The organism is Micrococcus lylae NBRC 15355 (assembly GCF_001570885.1).
GTDB classification, from domain to species: Bacteria; Actinomycetota; Actinomycetes; order Actinomycetales; family Micrococcaceae; genus Micrococcus; species Micrococcus lylae.
The window spans coordinates 1-20,558 of record NZ_BCSN01000045.1 but is presented as its reverse complement, the minus strand read 5'-3'; the positions used below and the strand labels follow the sequence as shown (position 1 = coordinate 20,558).

Below are 20,558 nucleotides of genomic sequence, written 5' to 3'. Positions count from 1 at the left end.
CAGTGCCGAGAGGACGTCGTGGCCCGGGCCGAGGTCTACGCCGCCGCCACGGCACAGACCACCCGCTTCTCCGGAGAGTCACCCGCCGCCGGCGGAGACGGGGACACCGTGAGCGCCCCGTACCTGGTGGAGGTGGACACGTTCGAGGGAACCGCCGGCGCCGCAGACTACGTGGAGGCCATGCTCACGGTCGCCGACAACCAGGAGTGCGTTGGCGAGCCGGTGGTCGCCACCGCGGTGGTCGCCACCGCCGGTTCGGGCCACGAGGAGCACGAGTGGGGCGAGGGCACCCGCTACACCTTCGCCACGGACCGCGGCGACGGCCAGGGGGTCTACGTGGGCACCGTCGCAGTCGACGGCAACCGCGTCATCTCCATCACGGACAGCACCGCACCGGACGAGGATCCGTCCGCTGTCCTCGAGCGGCACGCGGAGGCCGTGGACGCCCTCGCCGACGTCATCGGAGAGCCGCTGCGGGACTGAGCCGCCCCGCCTCGGGACTGAGCCGCCTCGCCTCGGACGGTCGCCGGGTGGTGCGTCAGCCGCGCACTCCCCTGAGGACCACGCCGGTGACGGAGTGGACCATGTCCTGAACGGTGTGTGGGCCGTCCGGGCGGAACCAGTCGACGATCGAGTTGATCATGCCCAGGGTGAGGCGGGCGAGGTTGCGCGGGGTGACGTCGTCCCGGACGGTCCCCTCTGCCTGGCCGGCCTCCAGCAGGGCGCCCAGGCGCCGGGTGATGGTGCGGCGGCGCTCCATGGCGCGCAGCTCCACGTCCGAGTTGCCGCGCAGCCGCAGCAGGAGCGTCACCTGCGGCATGTGGTCCGCCAGAGCCTGCAGGGTGCCGCGGACGGCGGCCTCCACCCGCTCACCGGCCGAGCCCCCACCGGCCTCGACGGCATCGAACGCCGCCTCGAGAGCACCGAGTGCGTCATCGAGGGCCTGCTCGAGGATGGCCTCCTTCGAGTCCACGTGGTGGTAGATCGCGGACTTCGAGATGCCCAGGTGCTTGGCCAGCATGCCCATGGACGTTGCGTCATAGCCGTGGCGGATGAACACGTCCACACACACGGCCATCAGGGTCTGCCGGTCATAGCCGGGACGGCCGCGGCGCGCAGGCCCGCCCGACCCTGCCGAGGCCGCCCGAGGCCCGCCGCCGGGCTCGCCCGGCATGGGCCGGGAGACGACCGGGCGCACCCCGGTGAGAGGCTCGCCGAGGCGGGTGCCGTCGTCGTGGGATGCGGCGGTCTGCGGGCTCACGGTGTCCTCCTGTGGGGCTGGAAGACCCACTCTAGGCGGAAGTCGGCCGGTGGGCGGACCGTCGCAGACGGCGGCACCGGGGGTCGGCCGGGCAGGCGTCAGTCGTTGCGGCGGTCGTACACGCGGCGCAGCTTGCCGGAGGAGCGGACGAGGGTGTCCGGCTCGACCACGTTGATGGTGCAGGACGAGCCGATCTTCGTCTTGATCTCCTTCTGCAGCACGCGGGCACCGCTCTCCGCGTCCTGCCTGGAGAACTCCGGACGGCGCTCGATGTTCACGGCCATCTCGTCCATGCGGTTCGGTCGCGTGATCTCGAGGGTGAAGTGCGGGGAGAGGGCCGGGATCTGGAGGGCCAGCTCCTCGATCTGGGAGGGGAACAGGTTCACGCCGCGCAGGATGATCATGTCGTCCGAGCGGCCGGTGATGCGGCCCATGCGGCGGTGACCCGGCAGGGCGGTGCCCGGCAGCAGGCGGGTGAGGTCGTGGGTGCGGTACCGGATGATCGGCAGCGCCTCCTTGGTCAGGGAGGTGAACACGAGCTCGCCGGGGTGACCGGTCTCCAGGACCTCGTCCGTGAACGGGTCGATGATCTCCGGACGGAAGTGGTCCTCGTAGATGTGGGAGCCGTCCTTGGACTCGGCGGACTCGCCGGCCACGCCGGGGCCCATGACCTCGGACAGGCCGTAGATGTCCAGCGCGTCGAGGCCGAAGGTCTGCTCGATCTCGCGGCGCATCTCCTCGGTCCACGGCTCGGCGCCGAGCACCGCGGTCTTCAGGGAGGTCTCACGCGGGTCCAGGCCCATCTTGCGGAAGCCGTCGGCGATGGTCAGCAGGTAGGTGGGGGTGGAGAGGATCGCGGACGGCTCGAAGTCCTTGATCAGCTGCACCTGCTTCTCGGTCTGGCCACCGGACATCGGGATCACGGCGGCGCCGCAGCGCTCGACACCGTAGTGGGCGCCCAGGCCGCCGGTGAACAGGCCGTAGCCGTAGGCGTTGTGCACGCGGTCGCCCGGCTTCACGCCGGCGTTGCGGAGCACTCGGGCCACCAGGCTCGCCCAGGTGGCGATGTCGTTGTCCGTGTAGCCGACCACGGTGGGCTGGCCGGTGGTGCCGGAGGAGGCGTGGATGCGGCGCAGCTCCGGACCCTTCGCGGCGAACGCCTTGAACGGGTAGCTCTTCCGCAGGAACTCCTTGTCCGTGTAGGGGAACTTGGCGAGGTCGGCCAGCTCCTTGAAGTCAGACGGGTGCACGCCGTGGGCGTCGAAGTGCTCCTTGTAGGCCTCCACGTTCTCGTAGGCGTGGTGCAGGGTCCAGCGGAGGCGCTCGAACTGGATCGCCTCGATCTGGTCCCGGCTCATCGTCTCCTCCGGGTCACGCCGGCCGCGCTCGGCCGGGTTCGCCGGGACCGGCGCCGGGGTGTACGGGTTGGGGATGGATGCCTCGATCATGGGTCTCTCCTCAGCGGGCGGCGGGGTTCGGGATGGTGCGGGAGCGGCCGCGGAAGACGGCGACGACCGCGCCGTCCTCCGTGGTCACCGTGATGTCGTAGACGCCGGAGCGGCCGGCGCGGGAGACCAGCCTCCCTTCGGCGATGAGGCTCTGCCCGGCCGTCGTGGGGGCCAGGAAGTTCACGTCCACGCCGGAGGCGACGGTGATGGTGGAGCCGTCCGCGTCAGGGTCGTTGCAGGTCAGGGCGAAGCAGGAGTCCGCGAAGGCGAAGATCATGCCGCCGTGGGTGATGCCGAAGCCGTTGACCATCTCGTCGCGGACGGTCATGCGGACCACGGCATGGTCCTTCTCGGCGGTCTCCACCGTCAGGCCCATCCAGGCGCTGGCGGCGTCACCCTCGAGGATGGGGTGGGCAGGCAGGTCGGTCACGATGCTCCTCGTTTGCGGTCAGGGATGTGGGGCCGCACGACGGCGCGCGCAGGGCGCGTTCGCAATTACTGAACGATCATTAGGTAACTCCAGCGGAGTGAGTCACGTCAAGCCCTGACGTGGCATCGGTCACTGATCGTGGTCGTGTGACGCGGGATGGAAGAATGACCCCATGAGCACCCAGCCCTCCGCCTCCCTGTCCGCTGACCGCCGCCCGCTGGGCCCCTCCGGCATCGCCCTCGCTGCGCTCGACGGCCGCTACCGCGCCGCGGTGGAGCCCCTCGTCGAGCACCTCTCCGAGGCGGCCCTGAACCGCAACCGCATCCACGTGGAGGTGGAGTGGTTCATCCACCTGTGCGAGAAGTCCGTGCTGCCGGGCCTGGCCCCGCTCGCCGAGGAACAGAAGGCCGGCCTGCGCGCCATCGTCACGGACTTCGGCCCGGAGGAGGTCACCGAGCTCGCGGAGATCGAGAAGGTCACCGTGCATGACGTGAAGGCCGTGGAGTACTTCATCGGCCGCCGCCTGGAGGCCCTCGGCCTGGGCGACAAGACCGCGCTGGTGCACTTCGCCTGCACCTCCGAGGACATCAACAACCTCGCCTACGCCGTCGGCGTGCGCGACGCGGTGGAGCAGGTCTGGCTGCCGTCCGCCCGCACCGCCGTCGAGGCGATCTCGGCCATGGCCGCCACCGCCGCGGACATCTCCATGCTGTCCCGCACCCACGGCCAGCCGGCCACCCCCACCACCCTGGGCAAGGAGATGGCGGTGTTCGTCCACCGCCTCGGCCGCCAGGTGAAGCGTGTGGCCGCCCAGGAGTACCTGGGCAAGATCAACGGCGCCACCGGCACCTACGCCGCACACCTGGCCGCCGCCCCGGAAGCGGACTGGCAGGAGGTCGCCCGGACCTTCGTGGAGCACCTGGGCCTGACCTGGAACCCGCTGACCACCCAGATCGAGTCCCATGACTGGCAGGCCGAGCTGTACGCGGACATCGCCCGCTTCAACCGGATCCTCCACGGCTTCTGCGTGGACGTATGGTCCTACATCTCCATCGGCTACTTCGCGCAGGTCCCGGTCGCCGGGGCCACCGGCTCCTCCACCATGCCCCACAAGGTGAACCCCATCCGCTTCGAGAACGCCGAGGCCAACCTCGAGCTCTCCTGCGCGCTGCTGGACTCGCTGGGTGCCACGCTCGTGGAGTCCCGCTGGCAGCGCGACCTCACCGACTCCACCTCGCAGCGCAACATCGGCGTGGCGTTGGGTCACTCGGTGCTGGCCCTGTCCAACGTCACCAAGGGCATGGGCCAGCTGAAGGTCGCCGAGCCGGTGCTCGCCGAGGACCTGGACACCAACTGGGAGGTGCTCGGCGAGGCCGTCCAGACCGTGATGCGCGCCGAGGCACTGGGCGGCGCCGACGGTCTGGACAACCCTTATGAGCGCCTCAAGGAGCTCACCCGCGGGCACCGCGTGGACGGGGCGCGCATGCGCGAGTTCGTGAAGGGTCTCGGCCTGCCCGAGGGAGCCGAGCAGCGCCTGCTCGAGCTGACCCCGGCGACCTACGTGGGCATCGCCGCGGACCTGGCGAAGGAGCACGGCCCGGCGCGCGGCTGAGCCTGCGGCTCGTGTGGCCGGGTCGGCTGAGTGGCCGGGGGCTGAGTGGCCGGTGGCTGAGTGGCCGGTGGCTGATAATCGATGGTTTGTCACGGAACCGCAGAGATTCTCTGCGATCCGGTGACAAACCGTCGATCCCGCCAAGCGCCAGCTCCGCGGCCACCGCTCCACCTCCGCCGCACCACCCTTGCCGGCTCGCGCATCGGACCCCGCCGCGGGAGGCCTCAGCCCACAGGCCGGAGTACCGTCCGGTCGGTCGACCCGCAGAGCTACTCTGGTCCCATGAACGCCGAGAACGACGCCGCCGCTTCCGCCTCCGACGCCGCCGCCTCCGCCACGGCAGCCTCCACCACCGCGGACGAGGACATGATCTTCCGCACCCGCAAGTGGGTGAAGCCGGAGGACCTCAACGCGAACGGCACGCTGTTCGGCGGGTCGCTGCTGCGCTGGATCGACGAGGAGTCGGCGATCTACGCGATCATCCAGATGGGGAATCCGCGTTCGGTGACCAAGTTGATCTCGGAGATCAACTTCGTGTCCTCGGCCCGGCAGGGAGACATGATCGAGATGGGCCTGCGCGCGGTGAAGTTCGGCCGCACCTCACTGACCATGCGCGCGAAGGTCCGCAACATCATCACCGGCGAGGTCATCCTGACCATCGACAAGATCGTGTTCGTCTCCCTGGACGAGAACGGCAACCCACAGCCGCACGGCTACACGGACATCACCTTCAAGCGCGACCGCATCCCCACCTCCATGTCGGTCTCCAAGCCCCGCACCTGATCCCCGCGTCCCGACGACGGCTCCTCCCCGAACGCCCGTGCCTCACTTAGACCTGCCCTGCGCTTCACCTGCACCTCGCCCGCGCTGCGCCCCGCGCGCTTCACGGGACAATGGCCGGTGAGTGCCGGACCGAACACGGACCGGACACGGACCGGACACAATGGCCGGTGGACCCCGAACCCGACGGAAGGAGCAGCCTGTGGACGTGCAGCAGTTCTTCGACGCCCTCACCGATGCCCCGTGGCTGCTCACGACCCTGGACCTGATCGGGATCTTCTTCTTCGCCACCTCGGGGGCGCTGCTGGCCTCGCGCAAGCAGTTCGACCTGGTGGGCTCGCTCGCGCTGTCCCTGCTGGCCGGCCTGGGCGGCGGCTTCACACGGGACATCCTCTTGGACCGCGGCCTGCCGGCCTCCCTGGACAATCCGATCTACCTGGCTCCGCCGGTGCTGGTGTCCCTGCTGGTCTATGTGAAGGCGATCGCCCCGCATCGGCTGAACCTGACCATCACCCTGTTCGACGCCGGCGGCCTCGCCCTGTTCACGGTCACCGGCGCCATGGTCGCCCTGGAGACCGGTGCGAATCCGGTGGCCTGCGTGGTCATCGCGACCGTCACGGCACTCGGCGGCGGCATGCTCCGGGACATCGTGGCCAATGAGGTCCCCTCGCTGTTCGACCCGCGCGGCATTTATGCGATGCCGACGGTCGTGGGCGCGATCGTGGCCGTCACCGTGGGGCTGCAGGGCGCCTTGAACGCGGTGACCGGCTTTCTCATCGCGGCGCTGATCTTCACCATCCGCATGCTCGGCTACCGCTACCAGTGGAGGCTGCCCGGTGCGGACATCTCCATGGACCGGGACTCCATCGACCGTCTGCGGGCCGCCGCCGTGCAGGCGCAGCAGGCGGCCCGCCACCGCATGCGCATCGGCCGCCGCGTCTACGGTCCGATGCCGCAGGCGCAGGCGCAGGAGGTCGCCGAGCGTGCGGCCGCTGCCGCTCCGGCCCCCGACGGCTTCCACTACGACGCCGTGGAGGACGTCTACACCCGGGACATCCCGATCGTCCCGCCGGCCGGCCAGGATCCGCGCCAGGGGGCCCGTCCGACCGCGCACGACGCGCCCCGGCAGGAGGTCCACGCGGACTCGCATCTGGTGGGCGAGGACGGCTGGGACGGCTGGGACTCGGACGTGGAGCTCTCGGTCACCTCGGACGACTACGCCTCCCGCGTGCACGTGGAGGACTACGACCCGCAGACGGAGAGCATCACGGTGCTCGACCGCGCATCCGGCCGGGTCGCCCGCCTGGACGCCGCCACGGGCATCATGGACGTCACCGATCCGCGCACCGGCTGGACCCGCTCCTATGACGCCCCCGAGGACGACTGGGTCAAGCGCGACGCGGACGGCGAGAACCGCTGAGCCGTCGGCTAGCCTGATGTCCCATGACCGGCTCGTCTGACCACGTCGTCTCCGCCCCGCACCCTGCCGGGGTTGCCCCGGCCGACACTCCGGCGAACGTTCCGCAGACCCCGCCCGAGCCGCCGGCGTACCGGCGACTCGGTTTCGACCGCGAGAAGTACATCGAGCTGCAGTCGAAGCACATCCAGGCCCGCCGCGATCAGATCGGCGGAAAGCTGTACCTGGAGATGGGCGGCAAGCTCTTCGACGACCTGCACGCCTCCCGCGTCCTGCCCGGCTTCACCCCGGACAACAAGATCGCGATGCTCGAGAAGCTCAAGGACGAGACGGAGATCCTGGTCTGCTTCAACGCGAAGGACCTGGAGCGGAACAAGGTCCGCGCGGATCTGGGCATCACCTATGAGGATGACGTGCTGCGCCTCGTGGACGTCTTCCGTGAGCGCGGCTTCCTGGTGGAGCACGTGGTGGTCACCCAGCTGGAGGAGTCGAACCACCGGGCCATCGCGTTCCTGGAGCGCCTCGAGCGCCTGGGCATGAAGGTGGCCCGCCACCGCATCATCCCGGGCTACCCGCAGGACACCCGCCGGATCGTCTCCGAGGACGGCTTCGGCCGGAACGAGTACTCGGAGACCTCGCGTGACCTCGTCGTCGTGACGGCCCCGGGGCCCGGCTCGGGCAAGCTGGCCACCTGCCTGTCCCAGGTGTTCCACGACCATGCCCGCGGCATCCGGTCCGGCTACGCGAAGTTCGAGACGTTCCCCATCTGGAACCTGCCGCTGGAGCACCCGGTGAACGTGGCCTATGAGGCCGCCACCGCGGACCTGGACGACATCAACCTGCTGGACCCGTTCCACCTGGCCGCCTACGGCGAGCAGGTCACCTCCTACAACCGGGACGTCGAGGTGTTCCCGCTGCTGGCCGCCCTGCTGGAGAAGCTCACCGGCGCCAGCCCGTACAAGTCCCCCACGGACATGGGCGTGAACATGGCCGGCCACGCGATCGTGGACGACGCCGCCTGCCGCGCCGCCTCCGAGCAGGAGGTCATCCGCCGCTACTACAAGGCGGTGGTGGCCGAGGCGATCGCCGGGGACGACGACGAGGTCTCCGAGCGCATCGCCCTGGTGATGTCCCGCCTGGGCCTGTCCTCCGCGGACCGTCCCGTGGTGGACGCCGCCCTGGCCGTCCAGGCCCGCACGGGCGAGCCCGGCTCGGCCCTGCAGCTGGCTGACGGCACGCTCATCACCGGCAAGACCTCGCCGCTGCTCGGATGCTCGGCGGCCATGGTGCTGAACGCGCTGAAGCACCTGGCAGGCATCGAGGACGAGGCCACGCTCCTGTCCCCCGCGGCCATCGAACCGATCACCGAGGTGAAGGTCCGGCACCTGGGGTCCTCGAACCCGCGCCTGCACACGGACGAGGTGCTCATCGCCCTGTCCGTCTCCGCCGCCACGGACGAGCGGGCCCGCCGTGCGCTGGACCGGCTGGGCGAGCTGAACGGCTGCGACGTCCACACCACCACGATCCTCGGCAGCGTGGACGAGGGCATCTTCCGTTCCCTGGGCATGCTGGTCACCTCGGAGCCGGTGTTCCAGAAGAAGGGCCTGTACCGGAAGCGGTGAGCGGCGAGGGGTGGCTACCCCGGGCCCGTGACGCCGCTGACCCGCCTTCTGTATCCGAAGCTGTATCCGCAGCTGTATCCGCAGCGTCGGAATGTCCGCTTCCAGCGCCGTCTTTCCGACCCGCAGCACACAGACGGTCCCGCCCGGATCAGCCGAGCACGTCGCCCCCTTGGTGTGTTGGCGCTGGATGCGGGTCGGCCCCGTTTCTCCCCGGATCAGCCGAGCACGTCGGTGAACTTTCGTGCCTCGGCGGCGCCGGCCTCGGCGTCCAGGCCGGGGTGGCGCAGCAGCGTCGCCAGGGTGCCCGCGTCGATGCCCGCGCCGAGTGCACAGGCCGCGGCGACCTCGTCCTCCTCCGGCGGCAGGGCCTCGTCGTCGATGTCCTCGTCGCTGTCCCCCTCGTAGGACTCCACGAGGTCAGCAAGGGACGTGGCCATCGCGCTGACGGACCGCATGGGCAGCACGTGGTCGAGGGAGTCCTCTGACATCCCCTCATGCCCGGCCGAACGCCACGCCCCGTCCTCCCACACGGCGAGCAGGTGGGTCGGCACGCGGTCCCCGTCGTTCGGCAGGTACGGGTGCGACCAGGCCGGGTACTGCTGGGCCAGCTCCGGACCGATGGGCACCTCGGGCGCCCGGAAGTCGTCGCGGTCCCAGGCGCGGAGGACCGCGTGGTCGGCGTCCACCACGTCGAGGGTGGCCCAGCTGCCGCCGCCGTCGTCCGAACTCAGCCGCCTGCCCTCGATCATGGGGCGGCCGGGGAACGAGGCCTGGATCTGTGCGGCGTGGATGGCCCAGCGGTCCACGAGGTCCTTCAACGGGGGCAGAGGGTGCGTCATGGCGTCCATGGCCCACACGCTAGGCAGGGCCCGGCGCCGGGTCCAGCAGTCAGCGTCCCGGCGCCTCAGCCTTGGGAGAGGAGCGGCCGTTTTCAGTCCCGGTCGGGTGCGGAGGGCGGCCGTTCGGGTGCTGAGGGCAGCCGCTTCCATGCGAGGTCCCCAAAATCCCGGCCAATGACGGAACTGACGGTCCCTCTGTGTCCGCAGCGTCGGAATGACCGCCGCCGGCACCATCTTTCCGACCCGTAGCACACAGACAATTGCGCCCAGCCCCGCCCGCCGAAGCTCACGCTTCCCGACGACGGCCGCTCACCTCCGCCTCGCCCGGCCGCTCACACCGCGGCGTGCCGCAGGGACCGCTCCAGCACCTCCTCGGCCCGCCCAGCCACGTCCTCGCGCCGCCCAGCCACGTCCTCGCCTCGCCCAGCCACGCCCTCGGCCCACTCGACCACGCCCTCGCCCCGCGCCTCGAGCACGGCCACGGTCCGCTCGAGCCGAGCCACTCGCGCGGTGAATCCGCCACGGGCCCGCTCCGGCACGGAGGTCTCGGCGAGCATCTGGCCTTCACGCCAGGCGGCCACGAGTTCACGCTCATAGAGCCGCTGCCCGGCCTCCTTCACGGACCCCGCAGGTCCGGCACCCAGCACGGCCACCGCGTCGATCCGGGACCGGTCCAGGCCGAGCATGAGCTTCTCCACCCGCCGCATGACGCGGCGCAGTCTGCGCCCAGCACGGCCCATCCCTCCGAGCCATCGCAGCCCGGCAGCCCGCCCGGTCAGCGCGTCGAGCACCATCAGCAGCGCGGCCGCACCGGCGAGGATGCCGCAGGTCAGCAGACGCTTCGTCAGCACTTCCCCGCCGACGTCGAAGCTCTCCGTGGCACGCACTGGGATGTCGGCGAGCTCGTCACCGGCCTTACGTGCCTCGTCCGCCACCAGTCTGCTGATCTCGTCGGGCTCCTCGGCGGTGCGCATCCGCGTCAGGTTCGCCGTACCCTGCACGGACCGTGGCCCCTCGAGGGTGGTCAGCGCGGAGCCGACCTGCTGCATGCCGTCCTCCCACACGTAGACCGGCACCACCATGGCCGCGGGGCGCACCTCGCCGCCAGCGCCTGAGCCGATGCCGTCGATCTCCCCCATGATGCGCCGCACGCCCTCCTGGGCGGCTGCCGGATCGACCTCGCCGTCCAGATCCTCGCCGGACCCCACGGGCTGTGGCTCAAGGTACTCCTCGGCCTTCCGCACAGCCACCACGACCTCCATCTCGCCGGGGAAGTCTTCGCCCAGGATCTCCTTGACCCGTTCGGGCTCCAGGCCGTCGCCCGGCCCGTCGATCCGTACGTCCTGCAGCGCCTGCTGCTGCACCTGCGGGCCGAGGTCGGTTCTTCCGTACCGCTCGTAGACGTCGTCGGCCACAACGGAGGCGAGCAGCCAGGCCAGGAGCAGCGCGACGGTCCACCCGCGGACGCCGAGGCCGGCGGCAGTGACGGCCTTGGTGCCGGCCAGCAGTCGGCGTGGTGGCACCGCCTCCTTCCCGACGACGGCACGCGCCGGCCGCTGCCGTCGCTCCTCGTCGTCGGGGTCGGGTCGGGCGTCGAGGGTGTTGACGCGGGGTCCGAGGAGGGTGCGGGCGGCGTGGTCGGCGTCGGCGAGGGCGTCGCGCAGGCCGGCGTCCGAGCGCAAGCCGAGGCCGGCGCGGAGCTCGCGGCGTGCCGCGGCCTCCTCCGGCTCGGGCGGCTCCTCGTCGCGGGCCCTCGGGGGCACCGGGTAGCGGCGCAGCTGGCCGGCGACATCACGGAGCACGGCGGTGAGGCGGTCCTCGGCGGCGCTCCAACGTCGGGTGCCGGCGGCGCTCCAGCGCCCGGTGCCGGCGGCGAGGTCCTCATCCTGGGCGAGGGCGAGCAGGTCCGCGTGGGCGTCGTCCAGGGCAGCGAGGGTCTTGCCGGCCACGGTCTCGGCGGGGGCGTCCCGCAGCCGGGCCTTGAGTCGAAGCAGGGCCGTGGCGGTGGGGCCGAGGATCCGGTCGAGGGCGCGCTGCGTGCCGGCGGTGCCGGCGAGCACCCCCGAGGAAACAATGACCGCCTCGGTCTGCACGTTGAGCCGCTCGGTCTCGGCGATCAGCTCCTCCACCTCCACGGCGAGCTGCCGCCAAGAGCGGGTGTGGACGTGGTCCCGGTTGTCCTGGGCGATGGTGTCCGCAGACATCCGTGGGATCGGCAGGCGTTCGCCCAGCCGGTCCACGCGGCGTTGCAGGGTCCGCTCCTGCCGGGCGGCTCGGTCGAGGTACGCGTGCAGCCGTCGGCGTCCTGCACGCACTCGCGCGCGTCGGCTGCGGTCGGCCACGCTGGCCTCGGCCAGGCTGAGGGCCTGCTCCTGCAGCATGGTGCGCGCCAGGGCGGCCTGGGCGCGCTGAAGGCCGCGTTTCACGCTGCGTTCGCGGGCACCGAAGCGCAGGGCCGCGGCCCCGCAGACGAGCAGGCCGATCAACGGCACGATGCCCCAGGCGAACCAGGTGAGCAGATTCCGTGGCGGGCCGGTGTAGCCGTGGTCGGCGAGGTCCCGGACCACGTTGACCACGGCGGTGGGACCCATGCCGCGGGCCAGATCGGAGAGGTAGCGGCCCTCGAGCTGGGCGGCGAAGACGTCAGGGGTCCGTCGATCATGGTCGAGGGCGTCCTCGACCTGCTCCGTCATGAGGAACCCGGCCTCGTCCTTGGCGTAGCCGAGGTGGGCGGGGAGGTCATCGGGCTTGGTGGACATGATGATGTCGTAGTCGCCGAGGGCCGCGTCCTGCTGCCCGTCGTCCAGGTACTCGGGAAGCACGAGCACGTCCAGCTGCCGCCAGGACGGGATGGGTTCGCCGCCGGTGACCTCGTCCACGGTCTGTTGGCGAATGCCGGTGGTGGTGTCCTCGCCCTGGACGGTGATGGTGGCGGTGTGTTCGGGTTCGGCGCTGACGGCCTTCCAGCCGAGAACCGCGAGCGCGCCGAGCAGTAGGGCGCAGATCAGCGCGCCGGTCCAGGCGCGGCGGGCGGTGAAGACGAAGAGGTCGGCCCAGTGGCGGAGCAGGCCGTCGTCCTCCATGAGCGTGCGCCGGCGTTCGGCAGCGTCGGTCTTCTCGGCGTCGGTCCTCCCCGAGACGGCGGAGGCGAAGCCGCGGTCGAACTGACGGCCGCGGGGGTCGCGAGTCATGGCGACCTCCTTGCGGCGCGGCGAACCCAGTGCCGGGCGGGGGTGCCCGTCTCCTGCACGCCGGCGTACTGCCAGCCGGCATCCGCCACCTCGGGATCGAAGTGCACGGGCGGGTGTGCCCTGTGGCCCTCGTTGACGAGGTCTCCGATCAGCTGCGCGGCCTGCTCGGCACGGGCCTGCAGGTCCTCCGCCCGTGCGGCCTCCCGGGCGGCTCGGCCGGGCCGGAGGCCTTCACGGACGCCGCCGGTGCGGGCCTCCACCGCGTGGGTGTGCTGGACCATGGCGGTGACGGCCTTCCGCCCGGAGGGCAGGTCATGGGCGCCGTCGGCGGAGAGGGCGAGGCCGAGCAGCCAGAGGCGGTGGCGCAGGCCGAGGCTGGGGTCGTCGGTGTGGCTGCGGTACCAGCTCGCGTCCGCCGTCTTCCCGACGACGGCCGCTCCCCGTGGGCTCTCCTCTTTCCCTGTGTGGGTGGCCGGCGGTGCGGCGTGCTTCGCGCCGTGCGGGGGCGTCCAGTCCGGTGCGTCGGTGCGCCGTCGTCGTCCCTTCGACGTGTTGCCGAAGGTGCCCCGGCCCTGGGCGGCGCCGCGGGTGCGCCGGGCCCGGAGGACGGTCTGCAGGCCGAGGCCGGCCAGGCCGATGAACAGGATGACCGGGAGGATGACGAGTCCTCGCAGGACATCCAGGTCCACGTCGGGGCGGACGGAATGGAGGACGGCGGCGAGGGCCGTCCACCGTGCGGCGCAGCTTCCCATCCCCCACCTCCCAGGACCTGTCGCGGGCGTCACATCCGGGAATCAGTCTACGGAGCGGGGTGGACGGGATGGGGTGCCGGCGAGCCGTTATTGGTCGTCGTGGGTGCCACTGCCGCTGATGCTCTTCCCGCTCGGGCTCCAGCCGTTCTCTCAACCCAACTGCTCGTTCGCTCGTCGGCCCCTCCGTCGCGTTGATGCCCCCAACGTTGTTATCTGTTGATCATCGAGCCGCGCTTGCCTGGAGGAACGTCTCGGCCGGCATATGGCGATCCAAGTCCCACGTGATCTGCATAGGGCGCTCGGTTCCGGACCACTGCGCGAACTGCAGGGTTCCCAGGTTCAGGAATGCCGCGCCGTCGCCGATCTCGTCAGAAGAGGTGTTCCGCACGAACATCAGCGTGTTCGTTGCCCCCTTCTCCTTAGCCAGATACCGCTGTCCAGTCTGCGTCTTCGCACCGAGCCCACTCTGGCTCTCCCAGTGGAACTGGGAGGGACTCACCGCGTAGTCACGGTACATGGTGGTCGGAGAGAACCTCGTGGCGTCCTTCTTGAGCGTCACCAAGAACGCGTCGGTCGAGTAGACATGCGACCATGCCACGCCCTCACGGTGTCCGCTCTGCTTTTTCTCCCATGTCGCAATGTCGAGCCCAGCAAGAATCTCCTCTCGCTTGTAATGCGCATGACTCATGAGGGCCGTTTCGCGCGGCAGCTGGAGAGTCTCAGGCACTGTGCGTGACGCATCGAGCGAGCACTCGAGCAACTGTGTCACCTGGGACTGCTGCACGAATAGGTGACAGGTTGTAGTCACGTCGCCAGTGCGACGGCCGTGTTCATGATGGTCTCGAACTCGATGGGGATCAAACGGCCCAGGCGGGCCTGGCGTCGGCGGCGGTGGTAGGTCCGTTCGATCCAGGTGACGATGGCGATGCGCAACTGATCACGGGTGGTCCAGGAGCGGCGGTCGAGGACGTTCTTCTGCAGCAACGCGAAGAAGCTTTCCATGGCGGCGTTGTCTCCGCTCGAGCCGACTCTGCCCATGCTTCCGACCATGCGATGACGGGTGAGCGCGCGCCGGAACTTCCGACTGCGAAATTGACTGCCCCTGTCGCTGTGGACCACACAGCCGGCGACATCACGGCGCATCGCGACGGCGTTCTCGAGCGCCTGGACGGCCAAGCGGGACTTCATCCGCGAGTCGATGGAGTATCCGACGATGCGACCGGAGTACGCGTCCTTGATCGCGTAGAGGTACAGCTTGCCCTCGGCGGTCTTGTGCTCGGTGATGTCCGTCAACCACAGTTCGTTCGGCGCATCGGCGGCGAAGACGTGCCGGGTCCGGCCGTGCTCATCGACGACCGCGCACAGGTCATCGTGAACCGGAGGGCCGGGCCGGCGGTGCTTGCCGCGCTTGGGTTTCCCGAACGCGCTGAACCAGCCGTTGCTGGACGCGATCCGCCACGCGGTGCGATCCGACATCGCCTCACCGGCATCGCGGGCCTCGTCGGCGAGGAGCCGGTGCCCGAACTCCGGGTCATCACGATGCGCGTCGAACAACGCGTTCGCGCGATACGCCTCCACCACCTCGCTCGTGGTGACGGGGTCAGCCAGCCACCGGTAGTAGGGCTGGCGGGAGAGCTTGAGCACCCGACACGTCACCGTCACAGGGATCCCTGCGGTGGCGAGCTCCGTCACGAGCGGGTAGAACCTTTTCCCGGCAGGTTCGCCTGCGACAGATACGCCGCCGCGCGGCGGAGCACCTCGTTCTCCTGCTCAAGGAGCCGGTTCCGCTTCCGCAGCTCACGGATCTCGGCAGCCTCGGTCCGGGTCTGGCCGGGCTTCGCGCCCTCGTCGATGTCGACGCGGCGCAGCCACTTCTGCAACGTCATCGGGTGGACTCCGAAGTCTTTCGCGATCTGCTCGATGGTCACGCCGGGCTCGCGGCTCCTCGCGACGCGCACAACATCTTCACGGAACTCGCTCGGGTAGGGCTTAGGCACAGCAACATCCTTCCAGGCCCACCGCTCGGGCAAGCCAGATCAGATGTCACCTATTCGTGCAGCAGTCCCCCGGGACTCAGGTAGGGCTGGCATGGCGATCCTCCTCGCTCTTCGGGTGCGACGCACCCCGCCAGCAACCACTACATGTTGTGCCTCACCAGTGCTTGGAGCAACGTATTTAGTAATAACATCAATGTAGTGTACAGATGTACGACACGCCACCATTTGAAACTACGGCATGCCGAACACTATGCTGTGGGCTATGAGACGACGCACACCGATCAGCGCAGTGAGGGTGCATGGCTGGAGGCCATCACCTTGTTTCAGTCCGTGCGAAAAGCCGACCATGACGCTGCCGGTCGCCTGCTGCGAACGTCTTCCGACCCCGAAGCGGTGACGCTGAACCTCCTGCGCATGCTCGGCGTGTACCTGCGCGGAGAAGCGTCCGACAAGCTCGACCACTTCATCAACGCATCCCATCGCGCTGGCCCGCCCCCAACACCTCGCCCTCCGCTTCCACCACTCACATGAACGCCACCCGCTTAACTAAGGAAATATCCATGCCACGTAACTCCCGCTTCCTTCCCCGCCGTGCCCTGCCGCTTCTGACAGCGTCCGTGCTCGCGCTCTCTCTTGCTGGCTGCGCGACATCCGGCGAGAACGATGCAGGAGCGGACGACGAGCGTCCCGTGGTGCTGACGACGTTCACCGTTCTCGCGGACATCGCAGAGAACGTCGCCGGTGACAACCTGCGGGTGGAGTCGATCACGAAGGTAGGGGCGGAGATCCACGGCTACGAGCCCACCCCCGGAGACATCCGCAGAGCGTCGGAGGCGGATCTGATTCTCGACAACGGGATGAATCTGGAGGCGTGGTTCGCGCAGTTCGTCGACGGGTTGGATGTGCCCCACGTCGTGGTCAGCGAGGGGGTCGAGACGATCGACATCAGCGAGGATGCCTACGCGGGGATGCCGAACCCGCACGCGTGGATGAGTCCGGTGAACGTGCAGATCTACGTCGACAACATGGTCGAGGCGTTCAGCGACCTCGACCCCGACAACGCGAGCGAATACGAGGCCAACGGCGAGGCGTACAAGGCCGAGTTGCAGACGGTGCAGGATGAGCTGGTCGACGAGCTGTCGGTCCTGCCCGAGAACCAGCGGGCGTTGGTGACCTGCGAAGGTGCGTTCTCCTACCTCGCCCGGGACGCCGGGCTGACCGAGAAGTACATCTGGGCGGTCAACGCGGAGCAGCAGGCCACCCCGCAGCAGATCACCTCCGCGATCGAGTTCGTACGCGCAGGCGACGTACCCGCGGTGTTCTGCGAGTCCACCGTGTCCGACGCCCCGATGCAGCAGGTCGTCGAAGCGACCGACGCCGAGTTCGGTGGTGTGCTGTACGTCGACTCCCTCTCCGAGGCGGACGGCCCGGTCCCCACCTACCTGGAGCTGATCCGTCACGATGCGACCACCATCATCGATGCCCTGACGGCAGGAGGTAACTGATGGAGACAGCGATCTCCGTGCGCGACGTCACCGTGCACTACGGTGAGGTCCTCGCCCTCGACCACGCCACCCTCGACATCCAATCCGGACGTGTATGCGGGCTTGTGGGCATGAACGGATCCGGGAAGTCCACCCTGTTCAAGACCATCATGGGGCTGCTGCGCCCCGACTCCGGAACCGTACGCGTGAACGGTGAGAACCCGACGAAAGCACGCAAGGCCAGGACCGTTGGCTACGTGCCCCAGAGCGAAGACGTCGACTGGGCGTTCCCCCTGTCGGTGCGCGACGTAGTCATGACTGGACGCTACGGGCACATGAGATTCACCCGCCACGCGAGAAAAGTCGACCATGACGCCGTCGACCACGCGCTCGAACGGGTCGAACTGACCGAATACGCCGACCGGCAGATCGGGCAGCTCTCCGGGGGGCAGAAGAAGCGCGCGTTCGTCGCTCGGGGCATCGCTCAGGGCGCGACGATCCTGTTGTTGGACGAGCCATTCGCGGGCGTTGACAAACGCTCCGAGGCCACGATCACCCGGCTCTTACGAGAGCTCGCCGACGGCGGGGCCACGATCCTCGTCTCCACCCACGATCTCCACGCATTGCCCGACCTGGCCGACGAAGCCGTGCTTCTGATGCGGCGCGTGCTCATGCACGGCGACCCCGACGAGGTACTCCAACCCGACAACCTCGCCCTGGCCTTCGGCCTGGACGTCCTGAACCGAGGCGACAACTGATGAACCTGATCGAGTTCTTCCTCGAGCCGCTCAGCTACGACTTCATGGTCCGCGCCCTCGCGACCACCCTGATCGCCTCGATCGTGTGCGCGGTGCTCTCGTGCTGGCTTGTCCTGATCGGCTGGTCACTCATGGGCGACGCCGTCTCCCATGCCGTCCTCCCCGGAGTGGTCCTCGCCTACATCGTCGGGGCGCCGTTCGCCCTCGGAGCGGTCGTCTTCGGATTCCTCGCTGTCGCCCTCATCGGTGCGGTGAGAGACACCAGCAGAGTGAAAGAAGATGCCGCAATCGGAATCGTGTTCACGACACTGTTCGCTCTGGGGCTCGTGCTGATCTCCGTCACGCCGTCGCAAACCGACCTGAACCACATCATCTTCGGCAACCTGCTCGGCGTGTCCTGGGCCGACCTCATTCAGGTGATCATCCTCGGCGCGATCACCTTCACGATCCTCGTCACCAAGCGCCGCGACTTCACCCTCTACGCCTTCGACCCCACCCACGCCCACGCAATCGATCTGAACCCGAAGATCCTCGGCGCGGCTCTCCTCGGCCTCCTCGCCCTCACCGCCGTCGTCGCCCTGCAGGCCGTGGGCGTCATCCTGGTCGTGGCGATGCTCATCATCCCGGGAGCGACCGCATACCTGCTCACGGACAGGTTCGGGCGCATGCTCCTTATCGCTCCCGCCATCTCCGCAGCCTGCGCTGTCATCGGCCTGTACTTGAGCTACTACCTCGACACCGCTTCCGGCGGCATGGTCGTCCTCGCGCAGGGAGCCGTGTTCGCGCTTGTCTACCTCTTCAGCCCCCGGCACGGGCTCATCGGGACCCGGATCGTGAGCACACGCCGCAGACGCGCACTCGCTTCCGCGCAGTAGAAGGCATCCCGCACGCGCGGCAAGAGCGACCGGTCAGGGACCAGAGCACGGTATCTCGGTGCGATCTGGTCCCTGACCGAGACCAGTGACGCTCCGGTCACAGTCACAGGTCTTTCCCGTGTGCTGAGGTTCGTGCCGGGGAGCGTGTCCGAACAGGTAAAGCGACTCGTCGATGACGGTCTCGCCGACCACGAACGGTACAAGAGCATCTTCCTTACTCCAGCGGGACACCTCGAAACGATGCGAGCAGTGCGGGTGAACCGGATGCTTCGGTGCTTCCTCCACGATGTCCTCAGTCTGCCCTGGAGTGAACTCGCCACGAACGCCGACGCATTGGAAGCCAGCAGCTCACCCCGCTTCCTCCAGCGAATCGAAGCTGCCCTCGACCAGCCCACCCACGACCCCTACGGGCACCCCATCCCCACCGCAGACGGTCGCATCGAATCCCATCAAGATACCCCTCTGTGGGAACTCGCACGCCGTCGATGGGTTCCCGTGAGGATCACACGCGTCGCCGATGCACCAGTCGAAACACTGGCGTTCCTCGACGAGCGACGCCTTCGCCCCGGCACACGCCTACACATTCGGGCAAGCACAGCGGAAGTCGACATTATCGAAGCCCGCACAGCGCAATGGCACGGCACGTTACTCCCTGCCGGAGCAGCCGTTCTCCATGCGTCACTCCACAACGAAGCTGCGCGGTGACAGCGTCAACTGGCCGCGACAGACACGTAGAGTGCATCTGTCGCCGAACGGCCCAGTGCTACCGAGGCGTCCGATCCCGCAACTCGCGCGTCCAATGCGTCCGAGAACGGCGCCCCTTCGTCGATCTCCAGTGTTGATCCGATGACGAAACCATGCTCTTCGAAGAACTGCAGGAGCGCTGGGTCCGAGTCCGAAATGCGCTCGACGACCACTCGGTGCCCCGCCCCGACTCCGGTCAGCTGCGTCGCGTCCGGGATGTGCACTGTCCCGTCAGCAGATGGGATCGGGTCGCCGTGAGGGTCCCGGGTGGGGAACTTCAAGAACTCGTCGATCCGGTCGATCATGAAATCTGACACCGCATGCTCGAGGTGCTCAGCCTCGTCATGCACCTGATCCCACGAGTAGCCCAAGACGCTGACGAGGAATGACTCGATCAGTCGGTGCCGACGGACCATCGCCAGCGCGTAGGAGCGTCCCGTCTCCGTCAGCTCCACCGAACCGTAAGGAGCATGCTCGACAAGACCCTGCGTCGACAGCTTACGGACAGCATCCGAGACCGAAGAGAGCTTCAACCCTGTTCGCTCCGCGATCAGTGTCGGAGTCACCGGCACCGACGACCACTCCGTCAGACCCCACACAGCCTTCAAATAGTTCTGGGTACTCGCGGACAACTCAGAGACGGACATGAGCTCAGAATATCCCCGAACTCACAACTACGGCGTGGCGCCATTCAAAAGTACGGCATCGAGACGGCAAAGATCGTTCGTCGCCAGAAGCTCCCCGACCACGGCTCGGCTAACGGTCCAACCGTGACTGAACCAGTGGAACGTACAACGCATCCTTCTCGATGCACAGCACGCGATAGCCATCGCTGACCGCTGCTTCCACCATCGTCCCCGTGAAGTGCCCTGGGTTTCGTTCCGGGCTCAGGATGCCACCGGCGGTATGAATCGCCCCGGGTTTGTTAGAGGCTCGCAAGTGCCGCCCCGGCAGGCGCCGGCACGGGGTTCTCATGATGGTAGACGTCCTCGAACTCGACCGGAGGGACCAGCCCGATCTCGCCGTGCACACGACGATGGTTGAACCAGTCGATGTACTCCGCGACCGCGATCTCTAAGTCCTCGATGGACTTGAACGGGCCCCTGTTCCGGATCAGCTCCGCCTTGAACAGGGAGTTGAACGCCTCGGCGAGGGCATTATCGTAAGAATCCCCCGTCGAGCCGACCGAGGCGACTGCACCGGCCTCGGCCAGCCGCTGGGTGTAGCGCACCGCGACGTACTGGGCTCCTCTATCACTGTGGTGCCGTAGCCCGGCCACGTCCTGGCCGGCACGCTGACGCGTCCAGAACGCCATCTCCAACGCGTCCAACGCCAGGTCCGTGCGCAG

At 68.7% G+C, this 20,558-nt stretch carries 20 protein-coding genes and 1 pseudogene; 11 read left to right on the top strand and 10 right to left on the bottom strand.

The annotated features are described in order from the left end of the window. Positions 1-483: hypothetical protein (locus MLY01S_RS09285; protein WP_218000447.1), on the top strand; the 483-nt coding region annotated here is incomplete at its 5' end. 55 nt (positions 484-538) lie between these two features. Here MLY01S_RS09285 and MLY01S_RS09280 read toward each other — a convergent pair. The 3 genes from MLY01S_RS09280 to paaI form a co-directional block, all read right to left on the bottom strand. Beyond that, positions 539-1,174: a TetR/AcrR family transcriptional regulator gene (locus tag MLY01S_RS09280; protein ID WP_067191438.1), complete on the bottom strand. Its 636-nt coding sequence runs from the start codon at positions 1,172-1,174 to the stop codon at positions 539-541. A gap of 185 nt (positions 1,175-1,359) precedes the next feature. Next, positions 1,360-2,709, bottom strand: a complete 1,350-nt coding sequence (locus MLY01S_RS09275; RefSeq protein ID WP_067191427.1) for a phenylacetate--CoA ligase family protein — start codon at positions 2,707-2,709, stop codon at positions 1,360-1,362. A 10-nt stretch (positions 2,710-2,719) separates the two neighbouring features. Further along, the gene (gene paaI, locus MLY01S_RS09270) at positions 2,720-3,139 is read right to left on the bottom strand and encodes a hydroxyphenylacetyl-CoA thioesterase PaaI (protein ID WP_245232198.1); all 420 of its coding nucleotides are present in this window, start codon (positions 3,137-3,139) and stop codon (positions 2,720-2,722) included. A 172-nt stretch (positions 3,140-3,311) separates the two neighbouring features. Here paaI and purB point away from each other — a divergent pair, with 172 nt between their 5' ends. From purB to MLY01S_RS09250, 4 genes are all read left to right on the top strand, one after another. Continuing rightward, positions 3,312-4,751: an adenylosuccinate lyase gene (gene purB, locus MLY01S_RS09265; protein WP_067191425.1), complete on the top strand. Its 1,440-nt coding sequence runs from the start codon at positions 3,312-3,314 to the stop codon at positions 4,749-4,751. A 366-nt stretch (positions 4,752-5,117) separates the two neighbouring features. Beyond that, positions 5,118-5,534: an acyl-CoA thioesterase gene (locus tag MLY01S_RS09260; RefSeq protein WP_067191435.1), complete on the top strand. Its 417-nt coding sequence runs from the start codon at positions 5,118-5,120 to the stop codon at positions 5,532-5,534. 199 nt (positions 5,535-5,733) lie between these two features. Next, positions 5,734-6,951 (top strand): trimeric intracellular cation channel family protein, encoded by a 1,218-nt coding sequence (locus MLY01S_RS13095; RefSeq protein ID WP_067191423.1) that lies wholly within the window; start codon positions 5,734-5,736, stop codon positions 6,949-6,951. A gap of 23 nt (positions 6,952-6,974) precedes the next feature. After that, positions 6,975-8,570, top strand: coding sequence for a DUF1846 domain-containing protein (locus MLY01S_RS09250; RefSeq protein ID WP_082740047.1), 1,596 nt, complete (start codon positions 6,975-6,977; stop codon positions 8,568-8,570). Positions 8,571-8,785: 215 nt separating this feature from the next. On the opposite strand, the gene MLY01S_RS09245 is transcribed toward MLY01S_RS09250, so the two are convergent. The 5 genes from MLY01S_RS09245 to MLY01S_RS09225 all read right to left on the bottom strand — a co-directional run bounded on the left by MLY01S_RS09245 (position 8,786) and on the right by MLY01S_RS09225 (position 15,349). After that, a complete protein-coding gene (locus MLY01S_RS09245) occupies positions 8,786-9,418 on the bottom strand; it encodes a hypothetical protein (protein WP_067191421.1) in 633 nt (210 codons plus the stop codon). 323 nt (positions 9,419-9,741) lie between these two features. Continuing rightward, positions 9,742-12,600 (bottom strand): hypothetical protein, encoded by a 2,859-nt coding sequence (locus MLY01S_RS09240; protein WP_067191419.1) that lies wholly within the window; start codon positions 12,598-12,600, stop codon positions 9,742-9,744. Then, positions 12,597-13,352 carry a hypothetical protein gene (locus MLY01S_RS09235; RefSeq protein ID WP_067191417.1) on the bottom strand — a complete coding sequence of 252 codons (756 nt, stop codon included), beginning with the start codon at positions 13,350-13,352 and terminating at the stop codon, positions 12,597-12,599. Before MLY01S_RS09235 ends, MLY01S_RS09240 begins: the two co-directional genes overlap by 4 nt. Positions 13,353-13,572: 220 nt before the next feature. Then, positions 13,573-14,136 carry a DUF3427 domain-containing protein gene (locus tag MLY01S_RS09230; RefSeq protein WP_174520650.1) on the bottom strand — a complete coding sequence of 188 codons (564 nt, stop codon included), beginning with the start codon at positions 14,134-14,136 and terminating at the stop codon, positions 13,573-13,575. 20 nt (positions 14,137-14,156) lie between these two features. Continuing rightward, a protein-coding gene (locus MLY01S_RS09225; RefSeq protein ID WP_135103371.1) for an IS3 family transposase occupies positions 14,157-15,349 on the bottom strand; the annotation gives its coding sequence in 2 pieces (ribosomal slippage) (positions 14,157-15,062 and positions 15,065-15,349; 1,191 coding nt in all). Positions 15,350-15,493: 144 nt separating this feature from the next. Here MLY01S_RS09225 and MLY01S_RS12835 point away from each other — a divergent pair. From MLY01S_RS12835 to MLY01S_RS13135, 6 genes and pseudogenes are all read left to right on the top strand, one after another. Further along, a complete protein-coding gene (locus MLY01S_RS12835; RefSeq protein ID WP_209279962.1) occupies positions 15,494-15,880 on the top strand; it encodes a hypothetical protein in 387 nt (128 codons plus the stop codon). 29 nt (positions 15,881-15,909) lie between these two features. Continuing rightward, entirely contained in the window at positions 15,910-16,854 is a 945-nt protein-coding gene (locus MLY01S_RS09215) for a metal ABC transporter substrate-binding protein (RefSeq protein WP_082740043.1), read from the top strand. Further along, positions 16,854-17,591 (top strand): metal ABC transporter ATP-binding protein, encoded by a 738-nt coding sequence (locus tag MLY01S_RS09210; RefSeq protein WP_067191410.1) that lies wholly within the window; start codon positions 16,854-16,856, stop codon positions 17,589-17,591. The genes MLY01S_RS09215 and MLY01S_RS09210 overlap by 1 nt, the downstream gene beginning before the upstream one ends. Continuing rightward, a complete protein-coding gene (locus tag MLY01S_RS09205; protein ID WP_067191408.1) occupies positions 17,591-18,466 on the top strand; it encodes a metal ABC transporter permease in 876 nt (291 codons plus the stop codon). The genes MLY01S_RS09210 and MLY01S_RS09205 overlap by 1 nt, the downstream gene beginning before the upstream one ends. A 60-nt stretch (positions 18,467-18,526) precedes the next feature. Next, positions 18,527-18,661: pseudogene (locus MLY01S_RS13140) on the top strand (metal-dependent transcriptional regulator); the annotation flags it as partial. Between the two features lie 12 nt (positions 18,662-18,673). After that, complete coding sequence (locus MLY01S_RS13135) at positions 18,674-19,171, top strand: metal-dependent transcriptional regulator (protein ID WP_373279965.1); 498 nt, start codon at positions 18,674-18,676, stop codon at positions 19,169-19,171. Positions 19,172-19,176: 5 nt separating this feature from the next. Here MLY01S_RS13135 and MLY01S_RS09200 read toward each other — a convergent pair whose 3' ends face one another. Together MLY01S_RS09200 and MLY01S_RS09195 are read right to left on the bottom strand one after the other, a co-directional pair. Then, positions 19,177-19,857 (bottom strand): metal-dependent transcriptional regulator, encoded by a 681-nt coding sequence (locus MLY01S_RS09200; protein ID WP_067191406.1) that lies wholly within the window; start codon positions 19,855-19,857, stop codon positions 19,177-19,179. 278 nt (positions 19,858-20,135) lie between these two features. Next, the coding region (locus tag MLY01S_RS09195) for an integrase core domain-containing protein (protein ID WP_169795146.1) at positions 20,136-20,558 on the bottom strand (423 nt) is incomplete at its 5' end.